This window comes from Pseudaeromonas pectinilytica, from assembly GCF_054780855.1.
Genome location: NZ_BAAGVN010000342.1, coordinates 19,106 through 33,774 on the forward strand (window position 1 = coordinate 19,106; position 14,669 = coordinate 33,774).

At 52.2% G+C, this 14,669-nt stretch carries 18 protein-coding genes; 10 read left to right on the top strand and 8 right to left on the bottom strand.

What is annotated here, in order from left to right:
• Positions 1-92 precede the first annotated feature (92 nt).
• On the bottom strand, positions 93-551 hold the full coding sequence (locus ACYVG7_RS16255) for an LEA/WHy family protein (protein WP_460884136.1): 459 nt from the start codon (positions 549-551) through the stop codon (positions 93-95).
• A 264-nt stretch (positions 552-815) separates the two neighbouring features.
• Between ACYVG7_RS16255 and putP the strand changes: the two genes are divergently transcribed.
• Both putP and glgC read left to right on the top strand, forming a co-directional pair.
• Complete coding sequence (gene putP, locus ACYVG7_RS16260) at positions 816-2,333, top strand: sodium/proline symporter PutP (protein WP_460884137.1); 1,518 nt, start codon at positions 816-818, stop codon at positions 2,331-2,333.
• A 269-nt stretch (positions 2,334-2,602) separates the two neighbouring features.
• Positions 2,603-3,844: a glucose-1-phosphate adenylyltransferase gene (glgC, locus tag ACYVG7_RS16265; RefSeq protein ID WP_447187521.1), complete on the top strand. Its 1,242-nt coding sequence runs from the start codon at positions 2,603-2,605 to the stop codon at positions 3,842-3,844.
• Between the two features lie 88 nt (positions 3,845-3,932).
• Here the strand turns inward: glgC and ACYVG7_RS16270 are convergent, their stop codons facing one another.
• Together ACYVG7_RS16270 and ACYVG7_RS16275 are read right to left on the bottom strand one after the other, a co-directional pair.
• Positions 3,933-4,598, bottom strand: coding sequence for a hypothetical protein (locus ACYVG7_RS16270; RefSeq protein ID WP_460884138.1), 666 nt, complete (start codon positions 4,596-4,598; stop codon positions 3,933-3,935).
• 108 nt (positions 4,599-4,706) lie between these two features.
• On the bottom strand, positions 4,707-4,910 hold the full coding sequence (locus tag ACYVG7_RS16275) for a hypothetical protein (RefSeq protein ID WP_460884139.1): 204 nt from the start codon (positions 4,908-4,910) through the stop codon (positions 4,707-4,709).
• Between the two features lie 207 nt (positions 4,911-5,117).
• On the opposite strand from ACYVG7_RS16275, the gene ACYVG7_RS16280 reads away from it, so the two are divergent.
• Positions 5,118-5,444, top strand: coding sequence for a DUF2845 domain-containing protein (locus tag ACYVG7_RS16280; RefSeq protein ID WP_460884140.1), 327 nt, complete (start codon positions 5,118-5,120; stop codon positions 5,442-5,444).
• Positions 5,445-5,506: 62 nt separating this feature from the next.
• Here ACYVG7_RS16280 and ACYVG7_RS16285 read toward each other — a convergent pair whose 3' ends face one another.
• Positions 5,507-6,025, bottom strand: coding sequence for a DUF1107 family protein (locus ACYVG7_RS16285; protein WP_460884141.1), 519 nt, complete (start codon positions 6,023-6,025; stop codon positions 5,507-5,509).
• Positions 6,026-6,191: 166 nt separating this feature from the next.
• On the opposite strand from ACYVG7_RS16285, the gene ACYVG7_RS16290 reads away from it, so the two are divergent.
• On the top strand, positions 6,192-7,664 hold the full coding sequence (locus ACYVG7_RS16290) for an inorganic phosphate transporter (protein ID WP_460884142.1): 1,473 nt from the start codon (positions 6,192-6,194) through the stop codon (positions 7,662-7,664).
• Between the two features lie 80 nt (positions 7,665-7,744).
• Here ACYVG7_RS16290 and ACYVG7_RS16295 read toward each other — a convergent pair whose 3' ends face one another.
• The 3 genes from ACYVG7_RS16295 to ACYVG7_RS16305 all read right to left on the bottom strand — a co-directional run bounded on the left by ACYVG7_RS16295 (position 7,745) and on the right by ACYVG7_RS16305 (position 10,021).
• Complete coding sequence (locus tag ACYVG7_RS16295; protein ID WP_460884143.1) at positions 7,745-8,632, bottom strand: DMT family transporter; 888 nt, start codon at positions 8,630-8,632, stop codon at positions 7,745-7,747.
• 153 nt (positions 8,633-8,785) lie between these two features.
• A complete protein-coding gene (locus tag ACYVG7_RS16300) occupies positions 8,786-9,208 on the bottom strand; it encodes a DoxX family protein (RefSeq protein WP_460884144.1) in 423 nt (140 codons plus the stop codon).
• 48 nt (positions 9,209-9,256) lie between these two features.
• The gene (locus tag ACYVG7_RS16305; RefSeq protein ID WP_460884145.1) at positions 9,257-10,021 is read right to left on the bottom strand and encodes a DODA-type extradiol aromatic ring-opening family dioxygenase; all 765 of its coding nucleotides are present in this window, start codon (positions 10,019-10,021) and stop codon (positions 9,257-9,259) included.
• Between the two features lie 74 nt (positions 10,022-10,095).
• On the opposite strand from ACYVG7_RS16305, the gene ACYVG7_RS16310 reads away from it, so the two are divergent.
• The 5 genes from ACYVG7_RS16310 to ACYVG7_RS16330 all read left to right on the top strand — a co-directional run bounded on the left by ACYVG7_RS16310 (position 10,096) and on the right by ACYVG7_RS16330 (position 13,366).
• Positions 10,096-11,025 carry a LysR family transcriptional regulator gene (locus ACYVG7_RS16310; RefSeq protein WP_460884146.1) on the top strand — a complete coding sequence of 310 codons (930 nt, stop codon included), beginning with the start codon at positions 10,096-10,098 and terminating at the stop codon, positions 11,023-11,025.
• Positions 11,026-11,083: 58 nt separating this feature from the next.
• Positions 11,084-11,638, top strand: a complete 555-nt coding sequence (locus ACYVG7_RS16315) for a hypothetical protein (RefSeq protein WP_460884147.1) — start codon at positions 11,084-11,086, stop codon at positions 11,636-11,638.
• 117 nt (positions 11,639-11,755) lie between these two features.
• Positions 11,756-12,043, top strand: a complete 288-nt coding sequence (rplY, locus tag ACYVG7_RS16320; protein WP_460884148.1) for a 50S ribosomal protein L25 — start codon at positions 11,756-11,758, stop codon at positions 12,041-12,043.
• Between the two features lie 103 nt (positions 12,044-12,146).
• Complete coding sequence (locus ACYVG7_RS16325; RefSeq protein ID WP_460884149.1) at positions 12,147-12,983, top strand: CvfB family protein; 837 nt, start codon at positions 12,147-12,149, stop codon at positions 12,981-12,983.
• 5 nt (positions 12,984-12,988) lie between these two features.
• Positions 12,989-13,366 (top strand): DUF1289 domain-containing protein, encoded by a 378-nt coding sequence (locus ACYVG7_RS16330; protein ID WP_460884150.1) that lies wholly within the window; start codon positions 12,989-12,991, stop codon positions 13,364-13,366.
• A gap of 11 nt (positions 13,367-13,377) precedes the next feature.
• Here ACYVG7_RS16330 and ACYVG7_RS16335 read toward each other — a convergent pair whose 3' ends face one another.
• Entirely contained in the window at positions 13,378-13,695 is a 318-nt protein-coding gene (locus ACYVG7_RS16335; RefSeq protein WP_460884151.1) for a DUF440 family protein, read from the bottom strand.
• A 337-nt stretch (positions 13,696-14,032) separates the two neighbouring features.
• On the opposite strand from ACYVG7_RS16335, the gene ACYVG7_RS16340 reads away from it, so the two are divergent.
• On the top strand, positions 14,033-14,236 hold the full coding sequence (locus ACYVG7_RS16340) for a hypothetical protein (RefSeq protein WP_460884152.1): 204 nt from the start codon (positions 14,033-14,035) through the stop codon (positions 14,234-14,236).
• The last annotated feature ends 433 nt before the right edge of the window (positions 14,237-14,669 follow it).

The following is a 14,669-nucleotide window of genomic DNA, read 5'->3' on the forward strand; positions in this document are numbered from 1 at the left end:
GACAGCAGGTGTTCACTGCATATTGGGCCCGAGAGATAGCGATACTCACAGGCCGTTGACTGATATGGTACTCGTCGACCCGCGACTCTTACTTAACGCGGACTGAGAGTTCCTTCTTTTTCGATGATGAGATCCGGTAGCAATGCGGCCAAGTCCAGCCGAGCCTCCAGACGGTAATGCAAGGCACTGAGATCGCCTTGTTGCATCAGCTGTTGTGCCAACCCCAAGGCCCCCAGAACGTCCGGAACTGCCGTCAGAGTTACATCTGCCTCGCCATAGGCGGGCAGCACCGGCAATTTGCTAGCAACACCACTGACCAGTGGTTGACCTTCAAGCGATAAAGAGTAGCTAGCCCCTCGCAGCGTCAGCTCTTGGGGATTTGGATTGCTCAGATGCAGGTCAATGGCAAAGTTGGGCAGCACTCCCTTGCCAGCCATCGGACGAACCGCCATGACGGTTGCCGTAGGGGCTTTAAGTGTGTCCAGGCTTGAACACGCGGTGACCAAACCTGCAAGCAGGCACATCAGAACCAAAAATAAACGGGAGTGCATGGTTTCTCCAATGAAAAAGGAATGATGAGAATCAGCTATACAGCTCGAGTGTCAGGATAGCATCCGAGTCTCTGGCAAGTGAACGGGATTTGGCGACGAGAGTTTGTGCTGTTATGGCGTTTGATTTCTGATCCGCAGGCGGTATGTAAATTGATCGGCCGCAGGTAACATCGAGTTTTTGCCCGCATTGCTGGCCAGCGGCTTGCCTGTATCGGCGCTAGTCCGCAAAATCGGGGTTTTGCATAACCAACAGGCAGGATGCCAATGAACTTTAGTAATCCCACCACTATTACCTTCATTATTTATATTCTGGCGATGATCGGCATCGGTTTTGCCGCTTGGCGCTATACACGAAATTTATCCGACTACATTCTGGGGGGGCGCTCATTGGGCAGCTTTGTCACTGCCATGAGCGCAGGGGCTTCGGATATGAGCGGCTGGTTATTGCTGGGCTTGCCGGGGGCGATTTTTGCCGCCGGGATTTCCGAGAGTTGGATTGCGATCGGTTTGATTCTTGGCGCTTGGTTCAACTGGTTGTTTATTGCCGGGCGGATCCGGGTCTATACCGAGATCAGCCATAACGCTTTGACATTACCGGATTATTTTACTCATCGTTTTGAGGATCGCAGCCGTTTGCTACGCTTGCTGTCGGCGGTCATTATCTTGCTGTTTTTCACCATCTATTGCGCTTCCGGTATGGTGGCCGGTGCCCGTCTGTTCGAGCAAACCTTTGGTCTGAGTTACGATCTCGCGCTGTGGGCTGGAGCGGCTGCAACCATCATTTATGTGTTCGTCGGCGGTTTTCTGGCGGTGAGCTGGACGGATACCGTGCAGGCGACCCTGATGATCTTTGCCCTGCTGCTGACGCCAGTGATCGTGATGATGAAGTTAGGTAGCTTTGATGAAACCCTGGCGGTGATCGATAGCATTAATATCAATTACAGCAATATGTTCAGCGGTACTACTGGGATTGGGATCCTGTCATTGATGGCCTGGGGCTTGGGTTATATGGGACAACCGCACATTCTGGCCCGCTTCATGGCGGCCAGTTCAGTGAAGGCGATCCCCAATGCGCGCAAGATTGGTATGACCTGGATGATCTTGTGTCTAGGTGGCGCGGTCGCAGTGGGGTTCTTCGGTATTGCCTATTTTGCCGCTCATCCGGAGCAGGCGACGCCGGTTGTTGAGAATCAGGAGCGCATCTTCATCACCTTGGCTCAGGTGCTGTTTAACCCCTGGATTGCCGGGATCCTGCTCTCTGCCATTCTGGCTGCGATCATGAGTACTCTGTCATGCCAGTTATTGGTGTCTGCATCGGCACTCACCGAGGACTTCTACAAAGCGTTCTTGCGCCCGACGGCCTCACAACGCGAATTGGTCTGGTGTGGCCGCTTGATGGTGTTACTGGTTGCTGTCATTGCCTTGCTGATTGCACGCAATCCCCAGAGTCAGGTATTGGGTTTGGTCGGTTATGCCTGGGCTGGTTTTGGGGCCGCGTTTGGTCCCGTGGTGTTGTTTTCGCTGTTGTGGCCGCGCATGACCCGCAATGGAGCCTTGTTCGGTATGCTGGTCGGCGCCGTTACCGTGATCCTCTGGCGCAATGGCGGCTGGTGGGGCCTGTATGAAATGGTTCCAGGGTTCATTGGCGCTTCGCTGACGATTGTGACTGTGAGTCTGCTGGATAAACAGCCATCAGCGACGATGCAACATGCTTATGCGCAGATGGAGGCCGAGCTTGGAGTAGATCAGGTGCTGCCTTTAGAAGAAGAGGTGGCCCGCTAACTCGAAACATCCCATCTCGGGTAACAAAAATTCCATGCGGCGACCTCGGTGTCGCCGCTGTTTTATCGGCCCCAAAGCGGTGGCTAGGAGTGAGTACTGTGACTCGCTGTAAAATAATGTAACAGCCATCACGGCAGATAAAAAATTCGATCCAGCAAGCAGAATTGTCACTTCACCTTGGTAGACTCGAAAGTGGCCTGATAACGCTTTCAATCGGCCCGAATAGATGATAAATCAAATGAACAGTCTACTGTCGTGGGGAGCTCCAAATGTCTTATATCAATCCTGCATCCCGCAAAACCATTGCGATGGTTCTGGCGGGAGGAAAAGGGGAACGGCTCAGCCCGTTGACCTTGTCCCGGCCCAAGCCCGGTGTTGCATTTGGTGGTAAGTACAAGATTATTGATTTTGTACTGAGTAATTTTTTCAACTCCAACATCAAGAATGTCTATATTCTGACCCAGTACAAATCTTACTTATTGAATAAACATATCCGCGACTCGTGGGATAAATGGACCGGTTGGGATGAGCACTTCGAGGCAATTTCGCCGGAAACCAATAGCGATGGCGAAGAGTGGTTCAAGGGTACCGCCGATGCTATCGGCCACTATCTGCGTTTTATTGAAGATTCAGACGCCGATTATGTCGCCGTCTTCGGTGGCGATCACATCTACAAGATGGATATCCGCCAGATGATCGATTTCCATATCCAGCGGGGTGCCGATATTACCATAGCCGCACTGGAAGTCGCTCAGGCAGAGGCTCGGCGCTTTGGTGTTTTCGGGGTCGATGAAGAGGGTAAGGTACAGGAGTTTGTCGAAAAACCGGCTGAACCTAAAACGATTCCTGGACGGGATACCTGTTTTGCCTCCATGGGCAATTACATCTTCTCCCGTGAAAAACTGATCCATGTGATCAAAGAAGGGAAAAAGCGCTATGCGGATCTGGATTTCGGTAAACATGTAATCCCCATGATGCTGGAGGCTGGAGACCGCGTATTTGCCTATAACTTTAATGACAATCTGATCCCGGATATGACTCCGGAAGAGAAGGGCTATTGGAAGGACGTTGGTACGTTGGACTCCTACTATGAAGCGAATATGGACCTGATTGCCGTGTCTCCCCAGCTCAACCTGTACAACTACAAATGGCCCATCCTGACTAAACCCAGCAATTTGCCGCCAGCCAAGACAGTGTTCGATGATGATTCCCGGCGCGGCCAGAGCCTGGACTCTTATATTTGTGGTGGTTGTGTGATCAGTGGTGGAACGGTTCGACGCTCGATCATGGGTCAACGCTGCCGCGTCAATAGTTTTAGCCTGGTAGAGGATTCGATTTTGCTCGAAGGCGCCAATATCGGCCGGAATGCCAAGATCCGTCGGGCCATCATCGATGAAGGGGTTCACATCCCGGATGACAGTGTGATTGGCTATGATCATGAAGCTGATCGGCAAGCGGGTCACACGGTGACGGCGCAAGGCATTGTTGTGGTGTCGAATTGCCGACGGTAGTTTCATACCGACATAAGTAGCTCGATGCCAATATCAGTCAAGAGGCGCCAATGGGCGCCTCTTTTCATGGACAAGGTACGACAAAATCCTACGGTGTGTGCGTGGGGATAAAGCTGTAATGCGCCCGGTATTCGGCCAGTTGTTGATCCCCATATTGTTGAATGCTATCGAGGATGGGCTTGATACGAGCCTGATCTTTTTTAACGATGCGGTCGCTGCTATTCAAGGTAAAGCGGTAAGGATTCTGATGTTCCGATTGGTATTCAATCTGGGTTCGGAGCTGGATACGAATGTCGTCACTCCACATGGCTGACTCGAATAATACCGGCGTGAATTGTTCCCCTTGTGCCACCTTGGCCTGATCATTGATTTGTCGGATGTTATGTAATACCTGTTCGACAGCGACTGCGTAAAGATGCGCCGGATCCGCGCTGATGCGTAGCAATTCGCCGTTATCGATGACCCGGCTAATAATCAGTTGGCTTGAGACCTGTTCGCTGTAGACGGTACCGAGGCGTACCGCACCATCATTAACGGTGAGAGTATTGCTCTGTTGGATCCAGTGACTGAAGGTTGGCAGATCACCGATCATGACGGCAAACACAATGGCAAGCGCAATAATCAAGGCGCTTGAGAGCCTGTGTTTGCCAATATGCATGATGGGTAAATATTCAACCTGTGCTGTGCTGCTGGTCATTCCCGGATGATGGTCTCGAGGAATGTGGCTTCCCGTTTTTTCATGAGGCATTTTCACTATTCAAATTCCTTGTGGCAGCAATGTCCAGTCATCGATGTGACTTAACGACTCTCCTGCTTGGGATCCTTGGTCAGGACTTGTCGAACGAAGCGTAGCATTCTGCGATTAATTTAGCAGATGATGTTGTAATTCATAGAGTTGTTGCTCCCAAAGCCGGCTATCAGCCGATTCTGCTTGTACCAGATGCCACCAGGTGGTGCCGCATACGATACAAGCCCTGATTTCGCCTTCGGCCTCATCCAGAGTAAAACTGGCCCCAATCTGTTTACAGATCATGCGTAAATTAGTTCTGAGCTGTTCTAGGTTCATGGTACACCTCTGACTGCTAGGAGGATGTTGCCGAGTGACGCTTACATCATCTGTTGGTGTTAACTGCTTGCCCTTATATCGGCGGCGCAGTGGAGTGGATGAGGGGGAGGGCATATTATTTCGGCTGTATATCGAGTGCTCTGGTACCTAGACGGAGCTTATGGCAGTCTATAGGGCAAGATAAAGCCGTTGAACGAAAGGGTGGATATGATGTTGCAACAACGAACTTGGCTCTCTGTAGTGATGGTTGTGGCGAGCTGGCTAATACTAGCGCCAACGGCTCAAGCAGCGGTATTGCGTTGCAAAAGCTCAGTTCTGACTACGGGCGATAGCAGTGCCGAGGCCCTGATCAAATGTGGTAAACCATTATTAGTGGAACCATTGACCCAAACGGCACTGAGTGAGGATGGGCAATTAACACAAGTCATTGCGGGTGAGCGCTGGACCTTTGATATGGGAAAAGGCATGTTCTTGCAGATTGTGACGGTGCAAAATGGCGTGATTCAAAAAATAGAAGACGGCCCTCGCAACTGAGCGGGGCCGTATAAAAACACAGGGTTTCTCAACAAGACGTAGACGAAGTGCCTGCTTTTGGCTTAAGGCCGAAACTGGCGAAGATCGCGAAGTTGACGGTTAATTTCGGCGACCGACTGCAACGAGCCATGACCGTGATGGGGCTCGTAGCAGACAACGCCCCCTTCAAAGCGGAACGGTCCTTGTTCATCGATAAAAAACACGCCTTGATGAAATGTCTTCACATAGCGTGCAATCTGTTTGGGATGAAACCACCGAAATATCTTGATCATGTCTCGCCACCTCTCCAGTTGTTCCAGGCGCTGCCATCCTAGGGGGCGCTGATGGCAGATTTGTGTCAGCACACGGAAACTCTTGTGACAGTGTTGACGATCGGTTTCATCAAGGAAGAGGGTATGACAGGGGCTTGGGTGAGCTGCGTCATCGACGGCCTCGTGATGCCGGAGATAGCACCATGATGGGCCATCGTCGCCCGCATGGGATGGCCAAGTAGTAACGATAGCGCACGAAATATTGCCGATTCTATTGTCGGACCGAGCGGTGAGGCAGAAATCATCGGCGGCTTCTTGAGTATCGCGCATCGTTGAATCACACGGCTGTTTATGTTCAGTTCAGCTTCATTTGACGGCAGAGCAAGCTTTTTTTTCGCCTTTTTTTGCGTTAAATGGCTATATATCGTCTTCCGCGCCATCATCTTTCTGTCATAATTCGCCGCGGTCAATTCCCGACTCTAACCGTCATATTATTATGTTAGATATGTTTACTGGCCTGAGTCCTGAACTCGGGATTAGCTTGTTTCTGGCTTTGGTGTTCGTGTTGGCCTATGAGTTTATCAATGGCTTCCACGATACTGCCAATGCGGTTGCTACTGTGATTTATACCAAAGCAATGCCGCCTCATATGGCTGTTGTGGCCTCTGGCATTTTCAACTTTGCTGGAGTCATGCTCGGCGGATTGGGCGTTGCTTATGCAATTGTACATTTGCTGCCTGTTGATTTACTGCTAAACGTTGCCTCGGCTCATGGTCTGATCATGGTGTTTTCACTGTTGGCGTCAGCCATTCTGTGGAATCTGGGAACTTGGTATCTGGGGCTACCCGCTTCGAGTTCGCATACCCTGATTGGTGCCATCCTGGGGGTTGGTGCTGCCAATGCCTTTATCACAGATACGCCGCTAAGCAGTGGTATCAATGTGCAAAAAGCCATTGATATCATGTTATCTCTGATTATTTCTCCTACCGTTGGTCTGCTGGTCGCGGGTCTATTGTTACTGCTGGCCAAACGGGTGTGGCGGGATAGCAAGATCCACAAGAGCCCGGAAGAGCGGCAACTGGTGGATGGTAAAAAACATCCACCGTTCTGGACTCGTTTTACTCTGATTGCCTCGGCAATGGGAGTCAGCTTTGTCCATGGCTCCAACGATGGCCAAAAAGGCATCGGTATGATCATGCTGGTGCTGATCGGGGTCGTTCCTGGTCATTTTGTGGTGAATCTGGAAAGTACCGCCTATCAGGTGGCTCGGACTCGGGATGCCGCGCTGCATATGCAGACTTTCTATGAAGGCAATCAGGCGGAACTTTCTGAACTGATGTTGCTGGGTAAGGATGCCAACCATACGCTGCCCGCTATCTTCAAATGTGATACCCAACAGACGATCGCGGCTATTCAGACTCTGGGTGCTCGTCTGGAAAATATCACCAACTACAACCAGTTGGATACCGAGGGGCGTCGTCAAGTTCGTCGCCTGCTGCTGTGTATTGATGATACGGCCAAAAAAGTCAGCAAGATGGATTCGATTTCCAGCAAGGAAAAAGACGATCTGAACAAGCTGCGCAAAGATCTGACTGCAACCACTGAATATGCTCCGACGTGGGTCATCATTGCGGTTGCCATGGCTTTGGGTGTTGGCACCATGATTGGTTGGAAGCGGATCGTGTTAACCGTTGGTGAGAAGATTGGGCAAAAAGGCATGACCTATTCGCAGGGGATGGCGGCCCAGATCACGGCAGCCGCCGCGATTGGCATCGCCAGCATCACGGGAATGCCAGTGTCTACGACTCATGTCCTCTCTTCGGCGGTGGCGGGTACCATGGTGGCAAACCGTTCAGGTTTGCAGTCGGGTACGGTCAAGAACATTCTGCTGGCCTGGGTCTTGACGTTACCTGCGACCATTATGCTCTCTGGCGGTATGTTCTATCTGCTGAGCCGATTTGTGGGCTGAGATGGATGTTGACTTGTTGATGTTAAAAACCCCCGATTATCGGGGGTTTTTGTTTTTCCGACTGAATGAAATTCCGTTCCTTAATGTCGACGCTTACCCACTTGCCAGATCCCGGCCAGCACCAAAATAACGCCGCACCATTGCAATGGGGATAACCACTCATCCAGCAACTGCATGCTCATAATAATGGTAAGCACAGGCCCCAGGCTGCCGATGATGGCCGTTTTACCAGCCCCAATCCGTACCATAGCCGCGGAAAGTGCGTACAGCGGCAAGACGGTTGAGAACAGGGCCATAGCCAATCCGTAACCCCACACCTGCAGGGGCTGAGTCAGTAGTGCTTGTGGTGAGCGAGTTACCGCAAAATGCAGAAACATAGCAATCGCAGAGACGCCGAGAGCTAGCTCAGTAAAGCGCATACTGCCGACGCGGTGAATGACCGAAGGGCTCCATGTCAGATACAGAGCATAGGTCAGGGTGCTAGCGGCAATCAGCAACACGCCTTGCCATTGCGCTTCAGCGGTTTGCAGATCGGGGATCAACACCAGTGCCATGCCGCTGTAGCAGAGCAGCAGTGCTTTGCAAGTTGTCCGGGAGATCGGGCTACGTGTCAGCAAAGCGCTGAATAACACCGTCAAGGTCGGATACAGACAGAGGATCATGCGTTCGACACTGGCGCTGACGGTTTCCAGTCCCAGAAAATCCAACAGACTGGAGAGATAGTAGCCGAGCAATCCCAACATGATCAGCCAGCCCTTATCCTGACGGGATAGCGGATTGCCGTGTTGTGTCTGGAAGACGCGAAACATGAGCAAGAGGGGCAGAACTAGCAATAAACGCAGCGTGACCATGGTGACGCCATCCACGCCATAGCGATAAGCCAGTTTGGCAAAGATAGCTTTGGCGGCAAAACCACAGGCGGCCAGGGTGGCCAGTAGCAATCCCAGGTGATAAGAACTTAAACGCAACAGCAGACCCTCAACTGACTCACTTGCAGCCAGCATGGGCTAGACAGGGGGCAAGGGTCAAGGTAACTCGCAAGAGTGCCATAGTGTGAAGGGATCTCGATTGAGCTGCGGACTGATAGCCTCTTCAGTTATCAGTCCGCTGTTGCGATGTGATTACCGAGCGCGGTTAGTTCGAAACAGATCCCAGCTTGGGGAAAGAGCAAACTTGCCATCACCCAGCAGGATCAAGACGATCTGCGCCAGAGCAAGAAACGCTGGGTATTCCCAACCGCCATTCGGGTTGCTAAATCCCCAGCCGTTGCCGGAGTGAACTACCCAGGCGCCCAGCAGGACCGGCAGTTGTAACACGGCAATCCAGCGGGTTTGCACACCCAGTAATAACAGCAGACCACCGCCCAGTTCTGCGGCCATAGTCAGCCAGGCGAACGCGGCCGGAATACCCAGTGAGGCAAAAAACCCCACAGTTCCTGCAGGTGTGAAGACCAGAACTTTCATCAGGCCATGGGCGACAAACATGATGCCCAGAGTGAGGCGGAGCAAGAGCGCAGCGTAAGGGGCAGTTCGAATATCAATCATCGGTAGTTCCTTAATAATGAGGTCAGGTCGTGGACGCCAGTCTGTTGACTAGCCAAATTGCACGGAGCGGTGAGAAAAAGATCCGAATTCAAATCCCGTGATAGGAAAACTCACCGGATCTGTATCGGTACTGGCACCCATGGCTACGAACAGCGGTACCAGATGCTCTGGCGTCGGTACCGACTGTTGTACGCCGGGAGCCAGTCGCTGGTAATCGAGCAGGGATTGCTGATCCCGCGCTTGCAGGTGAGCGGCAATCCAGTCATCAAATGCCGCAGCCCAGGGAGCTATGATGCCGTCGTCTGTCCACTGGCGCAGATTGTGCGTCAGATAACCGCTGGTCATGATCAGGATCCCTTCATCGCGCAGTGGGGCCAGGGTTTGGCCCAGCTCCAGTAGCGTCTTAGGATTGTCACCAGGCAAAGACAGCTGCAGTACTGGAATATCGGCGGCCGGGTACATTCCTAGCAGTGGCACCCAGACGCCATGGTCAAATCCACGCTCTGGTTGTTCCTGATAGGCGACTTCCTCAGTTTGCAATAACTGGCGTACCTGCGCGGCAAGCTCGGCCGCCGGTGGCGTTGGATAGCTGAGTTGATAATACTGGCTCGGAAAGCCGTAAAAATCGTAAATCAACGGCGTCGGTTGACTGGCTCCTATGGTTAAAGGCCGACTTTGCCAGTGGGCTGAAATAACCAGGATCCCGGTTGGCCGAGGCAATTCCTGACCCCAGCGGGTCAATTCTTGCATCCGATGCGCTAAATCCAGCATCAATGGATTGCCATGAGCGACGAACAACACCGGCATCCGCATATTATGTCTCCATTGGGTATTACATGATTGAGTGTCATAATAAGGTTTACGAAAATGCGCGGAAGTCCATAAAAATGGCACTTAGTGTTGATAAATCGGAAACCATCTCCGGGCCGGTGGCTGACTTGCGTGCCTTTTGCCGAGTGGTCGAATTGGGTTCGATCTCAGCGGCGGCGCGTATGCAAGGCGAGACCAAGGGGAGCATCAGCCGACGTGTTTCGCGCCTGGAATTGCAATTGGGGATCCAGCTACTGGCGCGTCATCCACGCTCTGTGGTGCCGACGGCAGAAGGCATGCAGTTTTTTTCCAAGGTTCGGGCGGGCTTACTACTGCTGGAGGAGGGGGCCGAGCTGGCTCGGGAATCTAAAAATGAACCCCGTGGCATGCTCAGGATCACGGCTCCCATCGATTTGGCGCAGGAGTGGTTGTCGCCCTTATTGGTCGAATTTCAAGCGCTCTATCCCCGATTAACCATTGAATTATTGAGTGCCGATGAACGGCTCGACTTGGTGGCTCACCAGATTGATGTCGCGATGCGTGCTACTGGAGCCGGTGGTTTGCCGGATATGGGCTATAGCGCCCGGCGGCTTACCGATTTACGCTTCGGTTTTTTTGCCACACCGGCATATCTGGCCAAAGCGGGTGTGCCGCTAGCTCCAGATGCACTGCTGGAGCAGGCGTTGATTCTGCGAACTTCCATGCACCACAAGTTAAGCCTGTTCTGCGATGCTCCTGAACAAGCACCGGTCACGCTGATGTTAACGCCACGCTTTAGTTCGAATAGCTTTGCTACTGTATTGCGCTTGACGTTGGCGGGGGCGGGTATTGGTTTGATGCCTAGTTTGATTGCCCAGGCTGCTCGGCAGCGGGGCGAGTTAGTGCCGGTATTGACGGATTGGCAAGGCGAGCGAAGTGACTTATTCATGATCACCTTGGGCGGCCAACGAGCCCCGGCAAAGGTCGTGGCATTCAAGCAATTTATCCAGGAAAAAATAGGCTCATAGTCGGAGGTTCTGCCATGCTGGATACAGAAGCCAGCCTACGACGGGGAGGGATATGGCGATGATGGCATTGGTCTTTTCAGTCTGGATCAGCGCGCAGGATGTCCGTCCGCAGGCCGAGGAGAGTTGGGTCACCTTGCCGGTTGGTCAGGTGAACTACAGGCCACAACCGCAAGCCTTGCAACTGTCTCGGGATGGTTCGACATATGTCGCTCAACGTGTTGAACGCAGCGAAAAAGGGTGGCGTGCCTTGTTTCATGTCCGGGCAACCGCTCCAGCCCAGATTTATCTGGATGAGAGTATTCCCCCTGATGCCATATCCACCGACCAGCCCCTTGGAGCATTGGTGTGTCATCGTGTGATGCGGCCGGGTGAAACACTGTGGCATGTTGGTCAGCAGCTAGCCGGTGGTGGTGATCCCTATCTGTTTGTGTTGGCATTGTTCGCTGCCAATCGGGAGCTCCTGGACAACAACCCCGATGAGTTACGGATTGGCGATGAGTTGCGTTGCCCCGGAGCTCAGGAGTTTGCATTTTTTGACCAGATGCCAGAAACCGAACGTCGAGCCACCTATAAACGCCTGCTCGCTTACGGTGAGCGCCTGAAGCGCAATTGATGAATGCCTTGTGTCTCCAACACGCCAATGCTAATATCCGCAGCCGTTTTACCCGAGGCAGCTGGACGGTCGCATCTGGTTGCCAACCATTCATCTATTGAAATAGTGAGATTAACCATGGCTTATTCATTTGAAGCTCAAGTACGTTCCGACCTGGGGAAAGGTGCGAGCCGCCGCCTGCGTCGTGACGAGAAGATCCCGGCAGTTGTATACGGTGCTGGCCAAGAAGCCGTTTCCGTAACTGTTGACTTCAACAAGATCACCGTTGCTCAAGCATTTGACTCTTTCTACAGCGAAACCATTACTCTGGTTATCGATGGCAAAGAAGTTGCTGTGAAGGTTGCCGCTGTTCAGCGTCACCCGGTCAAGCCGAAGATTGTCCACCTGGACTTCGTTCGCGTCTAAGCCTCTGGCTTGGCAAAAGGGCGCTCATCGAGCGCCTTTTTTGTTGCCTTCTTGCTAGCCTTGTTTCACCCTGCTTTTCGAGCCCCACACAGAGCATATTCCCATGATTAGACTAGGTTCCATGAACGCCCTGACTCTCCTGCGCCGTGATGATAAAGGGGGTTGGTTGGATGCTGAAGACTTTGGTGAAATATTGCTGCCGATGCGACAACTGCCTCGTGATGCTAAGCCGGGTGGTGCCGTCAAAGTCTTTGTCTATCTGGATGGGGATGAAGAGCTCGTTGTTACGGGATTCAAACCCTACGCCCAAGTCGGGGAATTTGTCGGGTTGAAGGTGGTGAGTGCTAGTCGTGTCGGCGCCTTCCTGGATTGGGGGCTGAAGAAGGATCTCTTTGTGCCGGCCCGCGAGCAAGCCCAAGCCATGCAGGTGGATAAACACTATGTTGTCTATCTGTATCTGGACCGAGAAGGTCGGGTCGCCGCGACCAGCAAGCTGGATCGTTTTCTGGATGAGGGCTGGCCTGAATACAAGCCTGGAGATGCCGTTTCCATTCTGCCTTGTGAGCATACGCCGCTGGGGATCAAGGCGGTGGTGGATAGCCGATATTGGGGAGTCTTGTATCGCAATGAGCTATTTGGCAAGGTTACGACTGGTCGAGAGATCCGCGGCTTTATCAAGCAAGTCCGTGAAGATGGCAAGATCGATCTGACATTAAACCAGCCCGGCCAGGCAGGTACGCAAACCGCAGCCGAGAAAATCATGGCTCGTTTGCAGAAGCAGGATGGTTTTTTGCCGGTCGGTGACAAGAGCAGCCCAGAAGTAATCTACCAACTCTTCGCCATGAGTAAGGGAACATTCAAAAAAGCAATCGGCTCCCTGTATAAGCAAGGTCAGATCCTGATTGAGGATGAGGGTATTCGTCTGGTTAAGAGCGAATAAGGGCCTTGGTTAAGTCTCCCTGTTGTGGCGAATGCCGCGTTGAATCTGGTCTCTGTGGCGGTTGTTGGCGGACATTGGATGAGATTAGCCGTTGGACGACTATGGATGAACAGGAACAGTTGGCGCTGCTAACCGAGTTACCACAACGAGCTACCAGACATTCGCAACCCGGTGATGTTCAAGGCTGGGTTCCGGATGATAAAACCGATCCGGTGAATGCCATCTGCCCGCAATGTGGCGAACCTTCGAGCTGTGCCGTTCTAGAAGGCAAGGCAGCAGAAACATGTTGGTGTATGCAGATGCCAATGGTCGAGATTAATCTGCCACAAACCAGTTGCTGGTGTGCCCGCTGTTTGGCACACCAACGAACCTGTAGCGAGTGATGGGGCAACCCTTAACTGGCCGGCTTCCAGCGAATATGTCCGCGATCCAGCTCACCGGTGACGGGCAGAATGATTTTGGCGTAGATCACGCTGAACTCATCTTGATGATCGAGTAATCCTACCCATATCTCTACCCACTCGGACGCTGAAATAAGTCCTATCTCGTTGACCCAGTCCGCGGACGGTGAACAACTTTCTACGGCGCCCCGTGTTTCAAACTCCAGTGTGATATCGACGATGTCTTCGGCGGGTAACTGTTCTGCTGCGTGGGTTAAAAACAACTCATAGCCCAGCTCCAGAAGCTGATCAGGGGATAGGGGAATAGTCATGATGGCTCCGTGAGAGAAAGTCAGGGTATTAAACCAGCTCTGAGCTATTCACGCACCCGTGTTAAGCAAGTCGTGTTGGGGCAAGAAAATTTTTTGGGGGCTATGTTCTGAACGAATACGCTTTCACCTCCTTATTCAGGCTCGCAGGTAGTGATATACGCTGAATTTATGCACTACCTTGGTGGATTAATGCACCATGAGAATGCAAGACTCGATGATGGGAAACAATTGGGGCTGGCTTAACTGGTGGGTCTTGTTAAAATGGCGGCGCGAATTATTAAGCCTTTAGATATGTTATCTAAGGCTAGTTTTGTTAACACATGAAAGGACAACGCGAATGAAGAACGCACTGATTCTGGCGGGTATGGTTGTTGTAGCTCTGACTGGTTGCGGCGAGAAGAAAGCTGAAGAGGCTGCTCCGGCTCCTGCTGCCGCCTCTGCTGCTGTTGCTACTGCTCCTGCTGCATCCGCTGCCGTATCTGCCGCTGAACCGACTGTTTCTGCTGCTGCCGCTACCTCGGCCGCTACTGAAACTAAATAAGCCTCGTAGTAGGTTTGGAAAAGCCGCCGCTGTTGGGCGGCTTTTTTGTGGACAGGTCAAAATCCTGAATAGATGCGGTGGATGTCGTCTGTCGTACAATCCGGTACGCTGCGTTTGCCATGCTAAAAGTCATGCCACCTATAGTCTTATATTCTGATTAGTTGGCGATTCGGTGGATTTTCCCTCGGTTCGAGCAAATAACTATCGGGTCTGGCTATTATTTGCGCGGTTGGATGCAGATCACAAAAAAGTGCTTGTCGCGAGGTGGATTCCCCCTATAATGCGACCCCACAGACACGGCGGGTTCGCCGGTCAACAGAAATAAGCCAACGGCCAAGCGCCAGCGGTAAGCTCTTTAACAATCAAATCAAGCAATCTGTGTGGGCACTCACAGGAATTGGATGTCAAAAAAATTGATATGCAATGACTGATG

Excerpts from the sequence above, each read along its gene's own strand:
- ACYVG7_RS16255 (WP_460884136.1), bottom strand. The coding sequence starts at position 551 with ATGCACTCCCGTTTATTTTTGGTTCTGATGTGCCTGCTTGCAGGTTTG.
- putP (WP_460884137.1), top strand. The coding sequence starts at position 816 with ATGAACTTTAGTAATCCCACCACTATTACCTTCATTATTTATATTCTG.
- glgC (WP_447187521.1), top strand. The coding sequence starts at position 2,603 with ATGTCTTATATCAATCCTGCATCCCGCAAAACCATTGCGATGGTTCTG.
- ACYVG7_RS16275 (WP_460884139.1), bottom strand. The coding sequence starts at position 4,910 with ATGAACCTAGAACAGCTCAGAACTAATTTACGCATGATCTGTAAACAG.
- ACYVG7_RS16280 (WP_460884140.1), top strand. The coding sequence starts at position 5,118 with ATGATGTTGCAACAACGAACTTGGCTCTCTGTAGTGATGGTTGTGGCG.
- ACYVG7_RS16285 (WP_460884141.1), bottom strand. The coding sequence starts at position 6,025 with ATGCGCGATACTCAAGAAGCCGCCGATGATTTCTGCCTCACCGCTCGG.
- ACYVG7_RS16290 (WP_460884142.1), top strand. The coding sequence starts at position 6,192 with ATGTTAGATATGTTTACTGGCCTGAGTCCTGAACTCGGGATTAGCTTG.
- ACYVG7_RS16300 (WP_460884144.1), bottom strand. The coding sequence starts at position 9,208 with ATGATTGATATTCGAACTGCCCCTTACGCTGCGCTCTTGCTCCGCCTC.
- ACYVG7_RS16305 (WP_460884145.1), bottom strand. The coding sequence starts at position 10,021 with ATGCGGATGCCGGTGTTGTTCGTCGCTCATGGCAATCCATTGATGCTG.
- ACYVG7_RS16310 (WP_460884146.1), top strand. The coding sequence starts at position 10,096 with ATGGCACTTAGTGTTGATAAATCGGAAACCATCTCCGGGCCGGTGGCT.
- ACYVG7_RS16315 (WP_460884147.1), top strand. The coding sequence starts at position 11,084 with ATGATGGCATTGGTCTTTTCAGTCTGGATCAGCGCGCAGGATGTCCGT.
- rplY (WP_460884148.1), top strand. The coding sequence starts at position 11,756 with ATGGCTTATTCATTTGAAGCTCAAGTACGTTCCGACCTGGGGAAAGGT.
- ACYVG7_RS16325 (WP_460884149.1), top strand. The coding sequence starts at position 12,147 with ATGATTAGACTAGGTTCCATGAACGCCCTGACTCTCCTGCGCCGTGAT.
- ACYVG7_RS16335 (WP_460884151.1), bottom strand. The coding sequence starts at position 13,695 with ATGACTATTCCCCTATCCCCTGATCAGCTTCTGGAGCTGGGCTATGAG.
- ACYVG7_RS16340 (WP_460884152.1), top strand. The coding sequence starts at position 14,033 with ATGAAGAACGCACTGATTCTGGCGGGTATGGTTGTTGTAGCTCTGACT.